This is a genomic window from Rhodanobacter fulvus Jip2, from assembly GCF_000264315.1.
Taxonomy (GTDB): Bacteria; Pseudomonadota; Gammaproteobacteria; order Xanthomonadales; family Rhodanobacteraceae; genus Rhodanobacter; species Rhodanobacter fulvus.
Genome location: NZ_AJXU01000015.1, coordinates 21,691 through 40,691, shown reverse-complemented (window position 1 = coordinate 40,691; position 19,001 = coordinate 21,691). Strand labels below are relative to the sequence as shown.

Sequence of the window (19,001 nt, the reverse complement as noted above, 5' to 3'; positions counted from 1 at the left end):
CAGTCGCGATGCTCTTCGACGAGGTTTGGCAAAAGCATCGCGACTCAAGTCGCTCCCACAAAAACCCGAGCCCTCAGGCGCGGGCGTCGGCCAGCTGCTGTTCCTGGAACGCCCTGGGCGTGCAACCGAGTTCCCGGCGAAACACGGTGTAGAGGTATTGCACCGAGGTGAAGCCGCAACGCACGGCGATGTCGGCCATCGACGATTCACCCTGCCGCAGCAAGTCCTGCGCGATTTCCAGCTTGTGTCGCAGGATCTCCTGGTGGACGCTGCGTTTCAGCGTGCGGCGGAAATGCTCCTCCAGCAGCGAGCGCGACACCCCCACGTAATCGGCCACCTGCTCGGTGCGGATGCCAAGGCAACCGTACTGGCGGATGTAGTGGCGCGCGCGCATCACGTACGGGCTGCACACCGACTGGTACATGCTGGATGCACCCACGTGCAGGTTCTCCGGCGGCACCAGCACGCGGGTGTCACTGCAGTCGGCGCCATGCAGCATGCGGTGCAGGACATGCGCAGCGGTGCGCCCCATTTCCTCGGTGCCCTGTTGCACGGAGGTGAGTGGAATGCGGCTGAGCATCCGCGTCAGCGGGTCGTTGTCGATACCCACGATGGCCACTTCGTCGGGCACCGGGATGTCGGCCATCATGCAGGCCTGCAGCAACTGCCGCGCGCGTGCATCGGTCACCGCCAGCACGCCGATCGGCTTGGGCAACGATTGCAGCCAGGCCATCAGCGCCTCGGTGGCGTCGCTCCAGCCGGCGGCGGTGGTGGCATGGCCGTGATAGATGAAACCCTCGAGGCCGTCGCGCCGGAGCATCGCGTCGAAAAGCCGCTCGCGCTCCTCGGCCCAGCCGGGGATGTTGGGCGCTAGTGGCAGGGAATAGAACGCGAAGTTCTGCAGGCCCTGCTCGATCAGGTGGTCATAGGCCAGCCGCACCAGCGCGGCATTGTCGGTCGCGATGTACGGCAGGCCCTTCGGGTAGCGCGACGCATCGGCATAGGAGCCACCGACGGCGACCACTGGCACGTCGACCTGGCGCAGCGCCGTATAGATCGGGTCGTCGACGGCGGTGATGATGCCGTCGCCGCACCACTCGATCAGGTCGGTCGCCCGGCAGTGGAAATCCTCCTGCATGAACAGGTCCCAGCTGACCCGGGTGGACGCCAGGTAGTTGCCGATGCCGGCGATGACCTGGCGGTCGAATGCCTTGTTCGCGTTGAACAACAACGCGATGCGATGGACGCCGTGTGGGTGGCTCATGGGTTCACCTTGGAGGAGCCGCCTCGAAGGCGGCCCGTACCTGGCGTGCGCCGTATACGCGCACGTGCTGCAGCCGGATTTCCCGAGGCTAGCACGAGTGCAACGCATGGCCGTGGTGCGCTGCGGCGTGTGCACAAGAAGAAATGTCGCCCCGCTGGGCGATTTCGTCATTGCATGCCGCGGCGCAGCATCGGCACCATGATCGTTCCCTGGCTGCGCCGCCAGGCTCGGTAAACGGTCCATGCGGCGTTGCCGGGCTGGTGCGGGAAGGATCACCCGGGCCGCGCGCGCAGGCGCCATGGGTGGATGCCGGACCGCTCAATGGTGGGGGCTACGCGAACAGCCGCTGATAGCGCTACCATCGGCAGGCAAGTGTGTCGCCGACGATGATGGTCGCGAGCATCGTCGACCACGCTGCCCGGTATTTCGATCACCGTGCAGTGGCGTAGCTGGGACGGCATGGACGGCCAAACCGGATGGCGACGGCAAGGGTGCAGTGCCGTCGCTGCGGTTGTTGGCGTGAAGCCCAAGCTCCTACTATGGGCGGCGGCGTGCCGTTGTCCGTGACATCCACATGGCCGAAAGGCTGGGGTACCCATGAAATCCTCGAATAAGCGAATGACGGAGCAAGCATGAAACTGACGACCTTACGTGCGCTGGGGGTGCTGATGTGCCTGGGCCTGGCGGGCCTTGCCAGCAGCTGCACGCAGAGCAGCAAGAAACCCACCCTGATCGGCTTCAGCATCGACGACATGCGACTGGAGCGCTGGGCGCGCGATCGCGACTTCTTCGACGCCGCCGCCACCAAGCTGGGCGCCAAGGTGCTGGTGCAGTCGGCCAACGGCAGCGAGGAGCGCCAGGTGGCGCAGATCGAGAACATGATCTCGCGCGGCGTGGACGTGCTGGTGATCGTGCCGCAGAACTCCAAGGTGCTGGGCAACGTGATCCGCGAGGCGCATCGCAACCACGTCAAGGTGGTGTCGTACGATCGCCTGATCCTCAACGCCGACGTCGATGCGTACATCTCCTTCGACAACCTCAAGGTCGGCGAGATGCAGGCGCAGGGCGTGGTCAACGTCAAGCCCAAGGGCAACTACTTCCTGCTCGGCGGCGCACCCACCGACAACAACGCCAAGATTCTGCGCCAGGGCCAGATGCAGGTGCTGCAGCCGCTGATCGACAAGGGCGACATCAAGATCGTGGGCGACCAGTGGGTGCCGGACTGGAACCCGACCCGTGCGCTGGGCATCGTCGAGGACGCGCTCACCGCCAACGCCAACAACATCGACGCGATCGTGGCTTCCAATGACGCCATCGCCGGCGGCGCCGTGCAGGCGCTGGCCGCGCAGCGGCTGGCCGGCAAGGTGGCGGTGTCCGGTCAGGACGCCGACCTGGCCGGCGTCAAGCGCGTGGTCGAAGGCACCCAGACGATGACCGTGTACAAGCCGCTCGACCAGTTGGCCACCCAGGCGGCCAAACTGGCGGTGGACCTGGCCCGTGGCGAGAAGCCGGCCTACAACTCGCATTACGACAATGGCGAGAAGTCGGTCGACAGCGTGCTGCTGCAGCCGGTCGCGCTGACCCGCGACAACGTCGACAAGGTGATCACCGACGGCTTCTATACCCATGCGCAGGTCTATGGCAACTGAGTCCGCCGCCCGCGCCGGGGAGAACGGCGATTGCCTGCTGGACATGCGCGGCATCCGCAAGATGTTCGGCAGCTTCGCCGCTGTCGACGGCGTCGACCTGCAGGTGCGCGCCGGCGAATGCCTGGGCTTGTGCGGCGAGAACGGTGCCGGCAAATCCACCCTGATGAAAGTGCTGTCGGGCGTCTATCCCTACGGCAGCTACGAGGGCGAGATCCTGGTCGACGGGGTGCCGCTGCAGGCGCACACGGTGGCCGACAGCGAGCGCGCCGGCATCGCCATCATCCATCAGGAGCTGATGCTGGTGCCGGAGCTCAGCGTCACCGAGAACATCTTTCTCGGCCGCGAGATCCGTCGCTTCGGCGGCCTGATGGATTACCCGGCGATGCACCAGCGCGCCGAAGCGCTGCTGCGCGAGCTGGGTATCGACGGCATCAACGTGGCGCAGCAGGTGCTGCACTACGGCAGCGGGCATCAGCAGCTGATAGAGATCGCCAAGGCGCTCAGCAAGGAGGCGCGGCTGATCATCTTCGATGAGCCGTCGTCCTCGCTCACCGCCACCGAAACCCGCACCCTGCTGTCCATCGTGGCCGACCTCAAGCGCCGCGGCGTGGCTTGCGTGTACATCTCGCACAAGCTCGATGAAGTGGCCGAGGTGTGTGATCGCATCACCGTGATCCGCGACGGCAAGCACATCGGCACGCGGTCGATGGCCGAGCTCGACACCGCCCAGATCGTCACCATGATGGTGGGCCGCGAACTGGGCCAGATGTTCGAGCGCAAGCCGCACACCATCGGCGAGGTGGTGCTTGAGGCATCGAACGTCACCTGCCTGGACGTGATGAACCCCAAGCGCAAGCGCGTCGACAATGTGTCGCTGCAAGTGCGCAAGGGCGAAATCCTGGGTATCGCCGGCCTGATCGGCGCTGGTCGTACCGAACTGGTGTCGGCAATCTACGGCGCCTATCCAGGCACCTGGAGTGCGGAGCTGCGCATCGAAGGCAAACCGGTGCACATCCGCAGCCCGCAGGCGGCGGTGGCTGCCGGTCTGTGCATGGTGCCGGAGGATCGCAAGCGCGACGGCATCGTGCCACTGATGGGGGTGGGGCCGAACATCACCCTGAGCGTGCTGCATCGTTACGCGCGCGGCGGCGTGATCGACGGCAACCGCGAGGCGCACGCGTTCCATCACGAGATGAAACGGCTCAATGTGCGCGCGGCCAACCCGATGCTGCCGATCGCCAGCCTTTCCGGCGGCAACCAGCAGAAGGCGGTGCTGACCCGCATGCTGCTGCCCGACCCGAAGGTGCTGATCCTCGACGAGCCCACCCGCGGTGTCGACGTGGGCGCCAAGCAGGAAATCTACCGGCTGATCTTCGACCTTGCATCGCGCGGCATGGCGATCATCGTGGTCAGCTCCGAAATGCCCGAGGTGCTCGGTCTCAGCGACCGGGTGCTGGTGATGGCCGATGGCCGCATACGTGGCGACTTCATCAACGACGGATTGCGCCAGGAAGACCTGCTGGCCGCCGCGCTGGAATTGCCGCACAGGATCGATAACGCATGAACGCTTCCGTGAATGTTTCCCCCGCGCCCGCCGGGCAGAACCGAACGCCGGGCTCGACCCGCATCCGGCAGTTCTTTTCGCAATACAAGATCGTGGCGCTGCTGGTGGCCGTGGCGCTGATCTGGGCCTACTTCTCGTACGCCACCAACGGCGCCTTCCTCACCTCGCGCAACATCTCGAACCTGTTCCGGCAGATGTCGATCACCGGCATGCTGGCGCTGGGCATGGTGTTCATCATCATCGCCGGCGAGATCGATCTTTCCGTCGGTTCGTTGCTGGGCCTGTTGGGTGGCGTGGCCGCCATCCTGGACATCAGCCAGCACCTGCCGCTGCCGGTGACGATCCTGCTGGTGCTGCTGCTGGGCGCCCTGGTCGGCACCTTCAACGGCCTGTGGGTGACGTGGTTGAGAGTGCCCTCATTCATCGTGGGCCTGGGCGGCATGCTGGCGTATCGCGGCGCGCTGCTGGGCGCCACCGGCGGCTCCACCATCGCGCCATCGTCCGACGCCTTCGTGGTGATCGGCCAGGGCTACGTGTCGCCGGCTACCGGCAATGTGCTGGCGGTGCTGATCCTGGTCTTGCTGGCCTTCGTGACCTGGCGCCGGCGTACCGCGCGCCAGCGGCTGGAACTGAAGGTCAGCCCGGTCTGGATGGATGCCGCCAAACTGGTCGCGGCCGCCGTGGCGCTGTTCGTATTCGTGCACGTGCTCAACGATTACGGCGGCATCCCGGTGCCGGTGCTGTTGCTGCTGGGCCTGCTGGCGGTGTTCTCGTTCATCGCCACGCAGACGGTGTTCGGGCGGCATATCTACGCGATCGGCAGCAATATCGAAGCGACGCGCTTGTCCGGTATCAACGTCGACCGCGTGCGCCTGGCCGTGTTCGCGTTGATGGGCGTGATGTGCGCCTTCGCCGGCCTGGTCAACACCGCCCGCCTGGCCGCGGGCTCGCCCTCGGCCGGCATCAACGGCGAGCTCGACGCCATCGCCGCCTGCTTCATCGGCGGCGCCTCGATGCGCGGCGGCGTGGGCACGGTGCACGGCGCGCTGGTCGGCGTGCTGGTGATGGCCAGCCTCGACAACGGCATGTCGATGATCGACGTGGACGCGTACTGGCAGATGATCGTGAAGGGCCTGATCCTGGTGCTGGCCGTCTGGGCCGACGTGGTCTCCAGCGGCGCCCGCCGCTGACACGCACCTGTGGGAGCGGCTTCAGCCGCGATGCTCTTGCTCTTGAATGTGGCCTTAGAGCAAGAGCTTTCGATCGCCTATGGCGCTCGAGTCACTTTCTCTTTGCGTGGCCAAAGAGAAAGATAACCAAGAGAAAGGCCACCCCGCTTCCGCGCCTTGCGGACATCCTGTCCGCAAGGTCCGCGGGCAGGCTACGGGGTTTGTCGACAGTCCATCCATGGACTGACGCCAAACTGGCTTGCATCCATGCAAGCCACCCTGCGGGCTTCTCCTTCGCCCGCCCGCCGCTGCAGAGGGGCCCCGGGAAGAGCGCCGCGCCATCGTGGCGCGGACTCGGTGTGCCGCGGCGTTGCCGCGGCGAGAGCGCCGCGACGTGATGTTTTCGATGTTTCCCCCTCAGCTCCGTTCGCCCTGAGCGTAGCCGCGCAGCGGCGAAGTCGAAGGGTGCGGTTGGCGGGTGCCCTTCGACTTCGGCCTTCGGCCTACGCTCAGGGAGAACGGTCGAGGCTGGCGGCTTTGCCTTTGCCTTTGCCTTTGCCTTTGCCTCTGCCTCTGCCTCTGCCTCTGCCTCTGCCTCTGCCTCTGCCTTTGCTTCTGCGTCTGCCTTTTTGCTTCTGCCTCTGCCCTTGCTTTTGCTTTGGCTCCATCCCGAGTGCGGGCCAGGATGGCCCGCCGCTCTACCCGGGGCCCCTGTGCGGCGGTGAGGCGGGGGCGACAAGGCCGCGCAGCGGGAGTCGACATGGATGTCGACTCCTTTTCGCCAGGGCAGGATGCCCTGTCGAAAAGCCCGACCCCGGCTCACGGACTTGCTGCCCATGGACGGGCGGCAAGCGCCAAGTGGGGTGGCCTTCTCTTTTGGTTACTTTTCTCTTGGCCACGCAAGAGAAAAGTGACTCGAGCGCCGTAGGCGATCGAAAGCCTTTGACTTTGCTCCACCAACAATGAGCGTCGCGACTGAAATCGCTCCTGCAAACATCAAGAGCATCGCGGCTGAAGCCGCTACCACCGAGCGTGTCCATACAAGCCCGTCTCCTCCCGTTACACGACCTGCCGGGAAACTCCCGGTCTTTATCAAATCCCCCAACCCGCATAACGAATTTTGCCGAAAGCGGGGCAGCGGAGCGGGCGGGGCCGATTCGTATGATAAATAGTCAGGCATTCCGACGTGTGCCCGGTGGTGCACGTTCGTATCAGCGTTGAGGGGATGCCGTGCGAATTTCCAGAACTGCCTTGTTGGGCCTGGCCTTGTCCCTTGCCGCGACGATGGCCACCGTCGATGCCGCAGAGCGGGTCACGCTCGACCGCCATGGTGCGTGGGTCAGCGTCGAGGCGTATGGGCCGAACGTCGTCCACGTGACGATTGCCGCCGACAAGGCGCAGGTGCTGGCGGCGCCCGGTTACGGGATCCTTGCCGACCACGTCGATGATTCGGCGTTCCAGCAAACCCGCGACGCCAGCGGCAATACCTTCGCGTCGCCCGCGTTGACCCTGCATGTGGATGCGCCACCGCCACCGCGCGCGCCGGCGATCACCGATCGCTATTTCGCGCCGCAGCTGGCACCGGTGAGCCTGCAGGTGAAGAACGCCAGCGGTGCGACGGTCGTCGACATGACCGGCTGGGAGATGTCGCCGCACGAGGTGGCGGGCGAGGCGACCTATCAGGTGGGTGCGACCTTCAAGGCGCCCGCCGATGAGCACTACTACGGCATGGGCCAGAACCAGGGCAGCCTGGGGCCGCTCGATCTGCGCGGTCGCGTGATCGACTGCAAGCACTGGTACGACGCGCCCAGCGGTGAAACCGTGTGCGTGCCCTTCATGGTCTCGTCGAAGGGTTACGGCATCATCTGGGACAACCCGTCGGAGACGCGCTTCGTGGCCGGCATCAACGGCCACACCCGGTTCCAGTCGAAGGTGGGTGAACGCGTCAGTTTCTTCGTCATCACCGGCGGCACGCCGGAGCAGATCTACTCGGCCTATGCGCGGGTGACCGGCAAGACGCCGATCCCGCCCAAGGCGGCGTTCGGCCTGATCCAGTCCAAGGCGCGCTACAGCAGCCAGGCCGAAATCCTACGGGTGGCGCGCACCTATCGCGAGAAAAACTATCCGTTGGACGTGATGGTGCAGGACTGGTTCTACTGGACGCGCATGGGCCAGATGGACATCAATCCGGCGGAATTTCCCGACCCGGACGGCATGAACCGAGAGCTGCATGCGATGGGCATGAAATCCATCGTGTCGATCTGGCCGCGTTTCGAGCGCTCCGGCCGCTACTTCAAGGAGCTCGACGCCAAGGGTTATTTCCTGAAGGACAAGGACGGCAAGACGGTCGACGGCTTGCCGTTCCGTTCCGACCGCGCCGGTGCGCTGCTCGATGCCACCAACCCGGCCGCGCGGCAGTGGTTCTGGACGCACGTGCGCGACAACATTCTCTCGCACGGCTACGACTACCCTTGGCTGGACGAGACCGAGCCGGACCTGGTGCCGGACGGCTATTTCTTCTCGATCGGCTCCGGCGATCGCTACCACAACGTCTACCCGCTGCTGCACGTGGAAAGCGTCGCCAAGGGCATGCGCGCCTGGAAACCGGATGAGCGCGTGCTGATTCTTTCCCGCGCCGCGTACCTCGGCTCGCAGCGTACCGGTGCACTGTTCTGGTCGTCGGACATCGACCCGAGCTGGGAAGCGCTGCGCCGCCAGATTCCCACCGGCCTCAACATGACCGCCTCGGGCATCGCCTATTGGGGCAACGACATCGGCGGCTGGCAATGGCTGCCGCAAACCACAAGCGCCACCAAAAAGCCGCTGCTCGATCCGTCCGACGCACGCGACACGGTGGGGCAGAACAACGACTACCCCGAACTGCTCACGCGCTGGTTCGAGTACGGCACCTTCCTGCCCACGCTGCGCATCCATGGCAGCCGCAAGCACACGGAAATCTGGGCGTTTGGCCATGAGGCCGAGGCGGTGATGGCGAAGTACGACAGGCTTCGCTACCGCCTGATTCCGTACATCTACAGCCTGGCCAAGAAGACCTACGACACCGGCGCGCCGTTCATGCGGCCGTTGTGGATGGATTTTCCCAACGACCCCAACGTCGCCGATCTCGGCACGCAATACATGTTCGGCCCGGCCTTCCTGGTGGCGCCGATCACCGCGCAGGGCCAGACCGAAAAAGACGTCTATTTGCCCGCCGGCAGCGACTGGTACAACTTCTGGACGAACGAAAAGCTGGCCGGCGGACGCTGGGTGAAGGTGGCCGCACCCATCGACCGGATTCCCGTCTTCGTGCGCGCCGGTTCGATCGTGCCGCTGGGTTCGGACGTCCAGTCCACCGTCTCGAAGCAATCGATTGCCGAGATCCGCGTCTATCCCGGCAGCGACGCCGAGTTCGCGCTGTATGACGACGACGGCACGTCGTACGCCTATCAAAAGGGGCAGGGCACCACCACGGCGCTGCACTGGGACAACGCATCGCAAAGCTTGCGCGCCACCGGTGGTGATGCGGCGTTCGGCAAGAAGGTCGCGGGTCTGGCAAGGGTGATGGGCAAATAATTGGCGTGAGGTTGCGTCGCCGTTCCCGCCCTCGCGTGGTCGCAACCCATACGACGGTCGGTCGATCGGTCCCGGCTCGCAAAGCATTCGGATCGCCGTGTTTTCGCGGGGATTTCGTGCGGGCCGATGCGCTGGATTCGCCTTGTGTTTTGCGGCGGATGCAAATGAAGAAACGTCACGCGAATCGCTGATTTCGTAATTGCGCCCGTGTTGCGCTCGCTCCAGCATGCGTGCGCTGCCAGTGCACCGAATGTTCTTCAGTGAGCAACAGGGGACGGGCAGGGCGCTGACGCAACCCGGAGATGTACGCCAGGTTGGTGCCATCGCCATCGGCGACATGCTTGCGCAGATCACTGCAGCGGCAATCCAAATTCTTCGGGAAGAAATATCAGATGAACAGGCAAGACAACGATAAATCCGGGCGTTTCGGCACGGTGCCATTGCGCCGCAGCGGCCTTTCGATGGCCATCGCGATGAGCGTGGCGATGTTCGCCATGCCGGCGGCGGTGTGGGCGCAACAGGCCGACACGACCACCAGCGCGAACACCGACCAGGCTGCACCGCAGACACAAAAGCCCGCGCCCAAAAAGGACACCACCAGTCTCAGTGCGGTCACCGTTACCGGTGTGCGCGCCAGCATGGCGTCGGCCATCTCGATCAAGCAGAACGCTGATCAGATCGTCGATTCGATCGTGGCCGAGGACATTGGCAAGCTGCCCGACAGCAACGTGGCCGAGGCGCTGCAGCGCATCTCCGGCATCCAGATCGATCGCAACTACGGCGAAGGCAGCACCATCGCCATCCGCGGCCTGACCCAGGTGCGCACCGAGATCAACGGCCGCGACGCCTTCACCGCCAACGGCGGGCGCGCGCTGAGTTTCGAGGATGTGCCGTCCGAATTGCTGGCCGGCATCGACGTGTACAAAAACCCGTCCGCGGAAATCATCGAGGGCGGCCTCGGCGGCACGGTGAACCTGCGCACGCACAAGCCGTTCGATTTCGCGGGCCAGAAGATCGCGGTCACCGGCGAATACGACTACGGCGACCTGATCAAGGACGGCCACCCGTCGGCCTCCGCGCTGTACAGCAACCGCTGGGATACCGATGCCGGCGAGTTCGGCCTGCTGGTGGACGTGGCCTACCAGAAGCATTCGTTCCGCCAGGACGTGATCAGCACCGAGCCGTTCTACACCATCCATGCCGGCGCTGCGGACGCGACGGGCGAGGTCTATCCGGAAGCGGATTACCCGGGTTTCGAAGGCCGCACGCTGCAGGTGCCGCATGGCGGCGGCGTCGGCGAGACGCTGGGGCAGCGCCGTCGACTGGGCACATCCGTCGCGCTGCAATGGCGTCCGAATGCCGACGTCGAGCTGTACGCGCAGGCACTGCGTTCGGACTACAAATTCCAGTGGAACGACTACTCGTACTTCGCCTACACCAGTGCGCAGGGGATGATTCCCGACCCGACCAAGCCGTTCGCATTCGGCCCCAACGGCGACTTCATCAGCGGCACCTTCAACGGTACCGGCGGCAACGATGCCAAGGGCGTACCTGATCCCTCCGTGGCGCCGACCGCGGGCGTCAGCGTGGACTCCAACAGCAGCCTCACCACGCGCCATTCGGTCACCACCGACTTCTCGTGGGGCGGCTCGTGGAACGCCACCAACAACCTCACCTTGAAAACCGATTTCCAGTACATCAAGGCCAAGACCGACACCTTCCGCTACATCCTCAACACCCACACCACCACGCCGTATTTCTATCAGAACATCGCTGGCCACACGCCGGTGCTGGGCGTGGACAACGCGTACGTGACCGATCCGGCCAACAACGCGTTCAACTTCATCATGGACGACAAGACCAGGAGCAACGGGCGCGAGTTTGCCTGGCGCGCCGACGGTGAGTATTCGTTTGGCGGCGATTTCCTGCAGTCGATCAAGTTCGGCGTGCGCACCACCGATCGCAAGGCGGAAACCGCCGACTCGGGTTACCAGTTCAAGTGGGTGGGCCAGCCGCTGTCCAACTACGACGACTCCACCTGGATCCAGCGTTCGTTTGCCGATTTCTTCCATGGCGATGCCGACGTGATCGGCTCGTTCATCGCGCCGAATCCGTCGCTGCTGTACGACTACGACGCCTCGCGCACGATGTTTGGATACCCCGATCCGCTGACCTATCCGGCCACCGGCACCAACAAGCAGGGCGAGAAGACCTACGCCGCCTACGGCCTGATCACCTTCGGTACCCAGCTGGGCTCCATCCCCGTCGATGGCAATGTCGGCGTGCGCGCGGTGCGCACGAATGTCAGCACGCACGGCGTGATGACCGACTCGACCGGCGCGGTGTTGCCGCTCAGCGTCGACAACTCGTACAACTCCTACCTGCCCAGCCTCAACGTCACGGCCCACCTCACCGACACCTTGCAGTGGCGCTTCGCCGCGTCGAAGGGCTTGTCGCGGCCCAGCTTCGACCAGCTCAACCCGATGCTGACCCTGAGCACCCCGAACGCGGATACCGGCGCGAACGCCTACACCGGCAACGCCGGCGGCAATCCCTACCTGAAACCGATGACGGCCAAGCAGTACGACACCTCGCTGGAGTGGTACATCTCGCCCAACCAGATGCTCTACGGCGCGCTGTTCTACAAGGCGGTGGACGGCTTCGTGCAGAGCACCTCGGTCAACGAGCCGCATCCCGATCAGTTGGGCAAAATGCATGATTACGACATCACCCGTCTGGTCAATGGCGAGAACGGCGTGATCAAGGGTGCCGAGGCGGGCTACCAGACCTTCTTCGACTTCCTGCCCGAGCCATTCGACGGACTGGGCATGCAGGTCAACTACACCTACGTCTACAGCAAGGCACCCAGCCCGGATGCGATGGACACCGACGGCAACCCGCTGCAGGTGCCGCTGGAAGGCCTGTCGAAGAACAGCTACAACCTGGTGGCGATGTACGAGAAGGGCCCGATTTCCGCCCGCGTTGCCTACAACTGGCGCAGCCAGTGGGTAGTCACCACGCGCGGCAACGGCACCGGCGACCTGCCGATCTACGACAAGGCCTATGGCCAGGTCGACGCGTCGGTGACGTATCACTTCTCGGACCTGTTCTCGCTGACCGCCGCGGCGGTAAACCTGACCAACACCAAGCGCGCCACGATCTTCGGTGTGGATACGCGTCCGCGTGATGTGCAGATCAACGACCGCATGTTCAGCCTGAAGGCACAGTTCAGTTTCTGATCCGTTGCTCCACGGTGCCGGCAGTCCGTACCCCTTCCCGGGTTGTCGGCACCTTTTTCCACAGGACGCGATGATGAGCCAGCACCGATTCCATCGTCCTTCTTCCACCCTGCTGTCGCGCCTTCGGCGTGTTGCCTGCCTGTGGGTCTGCGGCTTGTGGTTGCCGCTGGCTGCCGTCGCGCAGGACGTGCACTACGACTGGCAAAGCGTGCGCATCGGTGGTGGCGGTTATGTCAGTGGCCTGGTTTTTCATCCCGCCGAAAAAGGCTTGTACTACGCGCGCACCGACGTCGGTGGCGCGTACCGCTGGGACGATGCGGCGAAAAAATGGCTGCCGCTGACCGACTGGCTGGGCGCCGACGACGCCAACCTCACCGGCATCGGCAGCATGGCGGTGGACCCGCACGACACCGGCTGGATCTACCTGGCCGCCGGCACGTATACGACCGAGGCCGCCGGCAACGGCGCGATCCTGCGCTCGCACGATCGTGGCGCCACGTTCCAGCGCGTGGACCTGCCGTTCAAACTGGGTGGCAATGAACTGGCCCGCGGCAATGGCGAGCGACTCGCCGTTGATCCGCATGATGGCCGCATTCTTTTCTTCGGCTCGCGCGATGCGGGCCTGTGGCGCAGTGACGACCATGCGGCGCACTGGGCGCGTGTCGACGCGTTTCCCGCGGTGGCGACCTCGTTCGCCTCCACCGCGAAGAACCAGTGGCGACGCCAGCCGATCGGCATCGTGTTCGTGGTGTTCGAGCCGGCCAGCGGCAAAAGCGGCGAGCCCACGCCGGTGCTGTACGCCGGCGTTTCCACCCGCGAAACCAGCCTGTTCCGTTCCACCGATGGCGGCAAAAGCTGGCAGGCGGTACCGGGCCAACCCACCGGCCTGCGCCCCACGCACATGCGCCGCAGCGCGGACGGCAGCTATTACCTGACCTATGGCGACGAGCCCGGGCCGGACGACATGAACGACGGCGCGGTGTGGAAATTCACCCCCGCCGACGACCGCTGGACCGACATCACGCCGATCCCGCGCAACGGCAAACCCAGCGGCTTCGGCTGGGGCGACATCACCGTGGATGCGCACGATCCGCGCATCCTGATGGCCAGCACGTTCTGCCACTACACGCCGTACGACGAGATCTACCGCAGCACCGATGGCGGCCAGCACTGGCAGCCCGTGTTTCCGCGCTCCACCTTCGATCATTCGAATGCACGCTGGACCGCCGACCATCATCCGCACTGGATGAGCAGTCTGGTGATCGATCCGTTCGATCCCGACCACGTGATGTTCGTCACCGGCTACGGCGTGTGGGCCTCGCGCAACATGCGCGCGTTCGACCACGGCGGCACCGTGGACTGGTGGTTCCAGGACACCAACCTGGAGGAGACCGTGCCGCTGGGTCTGGCCAGCCCGGCCGAGGGCGCGCATCTGCTGAGCGCGGTGGGTGACCTCGATGGTTTCCGGCATGACGATCTCGACGTGGCGCCGCTGCAGTTCGCCGCGCCACCACGCTATGCCAATGGCTACAGCATCGATGTGGCCGGCAATGCGCCGCGCGTGGTGGTGCGCACGGGCCGCATCCGCGGGTCGGTCGACGCGGTACGCGCTGCGTACTCGCTGGACGGCGCCAGCACCTGGCACGCGTTTGCCAGCGAGCCGGGCGGCAAGGGCGAAGGTACGGTGGCCGTGGCCGCCGATGGCCGCAGCGCGTTGTGGTTTCCGCTGGACGCCGGCAACGCGTATGTCACCCGCGACTGGGGCAAGCACTGGAATGCGGCAGAAGGCTTGCCGAAAGCGGCGCGCGTGCTGGCCGATCGCGTCGATGCGCAGCGTTTCTACGCGCAGGACATCACCACCGGCGCGCTGTTCGCCAGCCACGATGGCGGGCTGCATTTCAGCGCGATCGACGGTGCTTTCGGCGACGCGGTGAAGCAGCAATACCAGGCGCCGCATCGGCCCACCAATGCCGTGGTCTACGCGGTGCCGGGGCAGGCCGGCGAGCTGGTGGCGATCAGCGCGCGCGGCGGTGTGATCCATGGCAGCGACGACGGCCGTGTGTTGCGACAGAGCCACGGCATCGACAGCGCGGTGTCGCTGGGCTTCGGCAAGCCCGCACCTGGGCACAGCGAATCGGCGTTGTTCCTGGCCGGCGCGATTGACGGTCAGCGCGGGCTGTTCCGTTCGATCGACGGCGGCGCGCAGTGGCAGCGCGTCAACGACGATGCGCATCAGTACGGCGAGGTGGGTTACGTCACCGGCGACCCGCGCGTGTTCGGGCGCGTGTATTTTGCTACGGGTGGCCGCGGCATCTTCCGCGGCGATCCGAAAGGGGAACAACCATGAATCCAGCCGCCACCTTCTCTCTTTCGTGGAGCGCGACACGGCGGCTGCTGCTGGCGTGCGTATTGATGGGCGTCGCCGCCATGGCGCAGGCGCAGACCATCCGCTACGACGCGACCACGCGGGTGTTCCGCATCGATACCGACGCGATGTCCTACGCGTTCGGCGTCAACGAGAGCGACCAGTTGCAGACGCTGTACTGGGGCGCGCGGCTGGCGACGAGTGACGCGTTGCCCGCCGCACATACCAACGAGGGCAATGTCTCGTTCGATCCGCCGGCCAGCACCAGCCTGCAGGAGTACGCCGGCTGGGGCGGTTCGATGTATGTGGAGCCGGACCTGAAACTGCGCTACGCCGACGGCAACCGCGACCTGGTGCTGCATTACGTGTCGCATCAAATCAAGGGCGACACGCTGGACGTGCACCTGCGCGACATCCGCCAGCCGCTGGACGTGACGCTGCATTACGTGGTCGATCCGGCCACCGGCATCATCGGCCGCTCGGCCTTGATCGAGAACCACACGAAGCAGGCGCTGACGATCGACAGCGTCGCCGCGGCCAGCTGGAACCTGCCCGCCGCCGAGGACTATTCGCTGCGCTACCTCACTGGACGCTGGGCCGGCGAATGGCAGCTGCAGACGCGTGCGATCACCCCCGGCAACACCGTGCTGGAGAGCCGGCGCGGTTCCACCGGCCACGAAAACAACCCGTGGTTCGCGATCGAGCGCGGTGGCGACTGGGCCGAGGATCACGGTGACGTGTGGTTCGGCGCGCTGGCCTGGAGTGGCTCGTGGCGCATCACCGTGGAGCAGGGCGTGCTGCATCAGGTGCGGGTCACCGGCGGCTTCAACCCGTTCGATTTCGCCTGGCCGCTGGCGCCGGGCGAATCGGTGAGCACACCCGTTTTCTACGCCGGCTACACCAGCGGCGGCATCGGCGAGGCATCGCGCCTGCTGCACCGGTTCGAGCTGGCGCAGATCGTGCCCCAGCATCCGAAACCGCGGCTGCGCCCGGTGCTGTACAACTCGTGGGAAGCCACCAACTTCGCCGTCGACCAGGCCGGCCAGGAACATCTGGCCGAGCTGGCCGCCAGCATCGGGGTGGAGCGCTTCGTGATGGACGACGGCTGGTTCGGCGCCCGCAACGACGACCATGCCGGGCTGGGCGACTGGGTGGTCAACCCGAAGAAATTCCCGCACGGGCTGAAGCCGCTGATCGACAAGGTGCACGCGCTGAAGATGGATTTCGGCCTGTGGGTGGAACCGGAGATGGTCAACCCGGACAGCGACCTGTACCGCGCGCATCCCGATTGGGTGCTGAATTTCCCCGGCCGCCCGCGCAGCGAGGGGCGCAACCAGCTGGTGCTGAACCTGGCGCGGCAGGATGTGCGCGACCACGTGTTCAAGGTGCTGGACGACCTCCTCAGCCACAACGACATCGCGTTTCTGAAGTGGGACTACAACCGCAACTGGTCCGAGCCGGGCTGGCCGCAGGTGGCGCCCGATCAGCAGCAGAAAGTCTACGTCGACTACGTGCGCAACCTGTACGGCATCCTGGCCGAGCTGCGCAAACGGCACCCGAACGTGGAGATCGAATCGTGCTCGGGCGGCGGCGGTCGCGTCGACCTGGGCATCCTGGGCCACACCGACGAAGTATGGCCGTCCGACAACACCGACCCGTTCGACCGGCTGTCGATCCAGGACGGTTTCAGCTACGCCTACGCGCCGGCCGTGATGATGGCCTGGGTCACCGATTCGCCAAACTGGGTGAACGACCGCAGCACCTCGCTGGATTACCGTTTCCTGTCCTCGATGCAGGGTTCGCTGGGCATCGGCGCCAACCTGTTGCACTGGAGTCCGCAGGACTTTGCCGCCGCGAAAAAATACGTGGCCGAGTACAAGGCGATCCGCACCAGCGTGCAGCAGGGCAAGCTGTACCGGCTGCTGTCGCCACGCGACAACAGCCCGCACGCGGCCACCGAATCGGTATCGCGCGATGGTGCGCAGGCAGTGCTGTTCGCCTTCCTGCATGCCAGCCAGATGAAGTACCCCTATCCGCGCGTGCGCCTGCAGGGGCTCGATCCCGATGCGCGCTATCGTTGGCGTTCGCTGCACGGCGCGCCGGTGGCAGGCACGTTGGTCGAGGCCAGCGGCGCCTACTGGATGAATCACGGCATCGACCTGGCCCTGAAGGGCGATTACCAGGCCGCCGCCATCGTGTTCGATCGGGTCGGGGGTAAACGATGAATAGCCGTCTGAATCACATGGCGTGGCTTGCGCTGTTGTGCAGCCCGCTGGCCTGCGCCGCGACAGCGCCAGCGGCATCGCTGGACGTGCCACTGCTGTTTACCGACGGCGCGGTGCTGCAGCGCGACCAGCCGCTGAATGTGTGGGGCTGGGCCGCGCCAGGCAGCGTGGTGCAGGTCGCCTTCGACGGCAAATCGACGCAAGCCACCGCCAGCGCGAAGGGCGAATGGAAGGCCGCCTTGCCAGCCCATGGCGCCGGTGGCCCCTACACCTTGACGATCGCCGACGGCACCCAGAAGAAAGTGGCGCACGACGTGATGTTGGGCGACGTGTGGCTGTGTTCGGGCCAGTCGAACATGGAGTTCAAGCTGTCGCAGGCGCGGAACGCCAAGGCGGAAATCGCCCGCGCCAACGATGTCGGCATACGTGGTTTCACCGTGCCCAAGTCGTGGTCGGGTGAGCCGTCCGACCACCTCGCCGGGGGCAGCTGGCAGCACGCCACGCCGCAGACGGCGGGCGACTTTTCCGCCGTGTGCTGGTTTTTCGCGCGCGAGATCCGCGCTCGCACCGGCGTGCCCATCGGCATGATCCACAGCAGTTGGGGCGGCAGCCGCATCGAGGCGTGGATGGATGCCGCCAGCACCGGCGTGTCGCCGTCGGTGGTGAGTGCGCAGGCTGCCGGGCTGGCGGCGGAGGATCGGCGCAAGACGCAGGCTACGTGGAAGCGGCTCGAGGCCGGGGCCGGGGCGAAGGGTCCGGTGATGGATGCCAGCGGTGAACCATCATGGGCTGCGGCGGCGCTGGATACCGGCGATTGGGCATCCATGGCGGTGCCCGCGTACTGGGAGAAGGCCGGTTATTTCGGTATGGATGGCGTGGCCTGGTATCGCACCAGTTTCACCCTCGATGCGGCCGAAGCCGCGCGCGGCGTGCAGCTGGGCCTGGGCAAGTTCGACGACACCGCGCAGGCGTGGGTCAACGGCAAGCGTGTTACCGCGCAGAGCGACGAGTGGAACGTCGCCCGTGTCTACCACGTGGCACCGGCGCTGCTGCATGCCGGGCGCAACACCATCGCGTTGCAGGTTACCGACGAAGGTGGCTACGGCGGCATCTATGGCGACGCCGACATGTTCTACGTGCAGGCGCAAGGCGGCACGCGCCATCCGCTGGCCGGCGACTGGCAGTTCCGCCCGGTGCCGGCGACGGTGACCATCACCACGCTGGACGGCAAGAATCAGCTGGCCACGCTGCTCTACAACAAGATGATCCATCCGCTGATCCGCTACCCGCTGCGCGGCGTGCTGTGGTACCAGGGCGAGGCGAACGCCGGCCCCGGTGATGCGAGCCGTTATCGCGACCAGTTCACCACCATGATCAAGGCGTGGCGCGCAGACTGGCAGCAACCGCAACTGCCGTTCCTGTGGGTGCAACTGGCCAACTGGATTTCCGGGCAGGACACCGCGCAAGCGAGTCCGTGGGCGCAATTGCGCGCGTCGCAATCGGCCGCGCTGAGCTTGCCGGCCACGGGGCAGGCGGTGACGATCGACATCGGCAATCCCGACGATATCCACCCGGTCAACAAGCAGGACGTCGGCCATCGGCTGGCGCTGGCGGCGCGGCACGTGGTGTACGGCGACACGCTGGTGTATGCCGGGCCGCGCTACACCACGATCCGCATCGACGGCCCGCGCGCCATCCTCTCGTTCGATACGCAAGGCAGCACGCTGGCCGCGCGCGACGGCAAGCTGGGCGGTTTCCAGATGGCCGGTGCCGATCGTCAATTCCATCCCGCCCAGGCGCGCATCGAGGGCGACACCGTGGTGGTATCCAGCGCCGATGTCAGCGTGCCGATCGCGGTGCGCTACGGCTGGAGCGACAACCCGGTGCACGCCACCCTGATCAATCGCGAGGGCCTGCCGGCCTCGCCCTTTGAAACCCGACCCTGGTGAAACC

At 65.6% G+C, this 19,001-nt stretch carries 9 protein-coding genes; 8 read left to right on the top strand and 1 reads right to left on the bottom strand.

The features are described from left to right. Window positions 1–73: 73 nt before the first annotated feature. Complete coding sequence (locus UU9_RS03205) at window positions 74–1,264, bottom strand: XylR family transcriptional regulator (RefSeq protein WP_007080280.1); 1,191 nt, start codon at window positions 1,262–1,264, stop codon at window positions 74–76. A gap of 632 nt (window positions 1,265–1,896) precedes the next feature. Here UU9_RS03205 and xylF point away from each other — a divergent pair. The 8 genes from xylF (at window position 1,897) to UU9_RS03165 (ending at window position 18,997) form a co-directional block, all read left to right on the top strand. Next, window positions 1,897–2,913 carry a D-xylose ABC transporter substrate-binding protein gene (gene xylF / locus UU9_RS03200; protein ID WP_007080279.1) on the top strand — a complete coding sequence of 339 codons (1,017 nt, stop codon included), beginning with the start codon at window positions 1,897–1,899 and terminating at the stop codon, window positions 2,911–2,913. Further along, window positions 2,891–4,477: a xylose ABC transporter ATP-binding protein gene (locus UU9_RS03195; protein WP_425476835.1), complete on the top strand. Its 1,587-nt coding sequence runs from the start codon at window positions 2,891–2,893 to the stop codon at window positions 4,475–4,477. The genes xylF and UU9_RS03195 overlap by 23 nt, the downstream gene beginning before the upstream one ends. Further along, entirely contained in the window at window positions 4,474–5,667 is a 1,194-nt protein-coding gene (locus UU9_RS03190; RefSeq protein WP_007080277.1) for a sugar ABC transporter permease, read from the top strand. The genes UU9_RS03195 and UU9_RS03190 overlap by 4 nt, the downstream gene beginning before the upstream one ends. A gap of 1,209 nt (window positions 5,668–6,876) precedes the next feature. Further along, entirely contained in the window at window positions 6,877–9,219 is a 2,343-nt protein-coding gene (locus UU9_RS03185; RefSeq protein ID WP_040670133.1) for a glycoside hydrolase family 31 protein, read from the top strand. A 392-nt stretch (window positions 9,220–9,611) separates the two neighbouring features. Beyond that, a complete protein-coding gene (locus tag UU9_RS03180) occupies window positions 9,612–12,458 on the top strand; it encodes a TonB-dependent receptor (protein WP_007080275.1) in 2,847 nt (948 codons plus the stop codon). 73 nt (window positions 12,459–12,531) lie between these two features. Further along, window positions 12,532–14,805 carry a WD40/YVTN/BNR-like repeat-containing protein gene (locus UU9_RS03175; protein ID WP_083838906.1) on the top strand — a complete coding sequence of 758 codons (2,274 nt, stop codon included), beginning with the start codon at window positions 12,532–12,534 and terminating at the stop codon, window positions 14,803–14,805. Beyond that, window positions 14,802–17,048 carry an alpha-galactosidase gene (locus UU9_RS03170; protein WP_156804163.1) on the top strand — a complete coding sequence of 749 codons (2,247 nt, stop codon included), beginning with the start codon at window positions 14,802–14,804 and terminating at the stop codon, window positions 17,046–17,048. The genes UU9_RS03175 and UU9_RS03170 overlap by 4 nt, the downstream gene beginning before the upstream one ends. Continuing rightward, complete coding sequence (locus tag UU9_RS03165) at window positions 17,045–18,997, top strand: sialate O-acetylesterase (protein ID WP_040670131.1); 1,953 nt, start codon at window positions 17,045–17,047, stop codon at window positions 18,995–18,997. The genes UU9_RS03170 and UU9_RS03165 overlap by 4 nt, the downstream gene beginning before the upstream one ends. Window positions 18,998–19,001: the final 4 nt, after the last annotated feature.

Coding starts and splice junctions, on each gene's coding strand:
- xylF (WP_007080279.1), top strand. CDS start 1,897: ATGAAACTGACGACCTTACGTGCGCTGGGGGTGCTGATGTGCCTGGGC.
- UU9_RS03205 (WP_007080280.1), bottom strand. CDS start 1,264: ATGAGCCACCCACACGGCGTCCATCGCATCGCGTTGTTGTTCAACGCG.
- UU9_RS03170 (WP_156804163.1), top strand. CDS start 14,802: ATGAATCCAGCCGCCACCTTCTCTCTTTCGTGGAGCGCGACACGGCGG.
- UU9_RS03165 (WP_040670131.1), top strand. CDS start 17,045: ATGAATAGCCGTCTGAATCACATGGCGTGGCTTGCGCTGTTGTGCAGC.
- UU9_RS03175 (WP_083838906.1), top strand. CDS start 12,532: ATGAGCCAGCACCGATTCCATCGTCCTTCTTCCACCCTGCTGTCGCGC.
- UU9_RS03195 (WP_425476835.1), top strand. CDS start 2,891: ATGCGCAGGTCTATGGCAACTGAGTCCGCCGCCCGCGCCGGGGAGAAC.
- UU9_RS03190 (WP_007080277.1), top strand. CDS start 4,474: ATGAACGCTTCCGTGAATGTTTCCCCCGCGCCCGCCGGGCAGAACCGA.
- UU9_RS03180 (WP_007080275.1), top strand. CDS start 9,612: ATGAACAGGCAAGACAACGATAAATCCGGGCGTTTCGGCACGGTGCCA.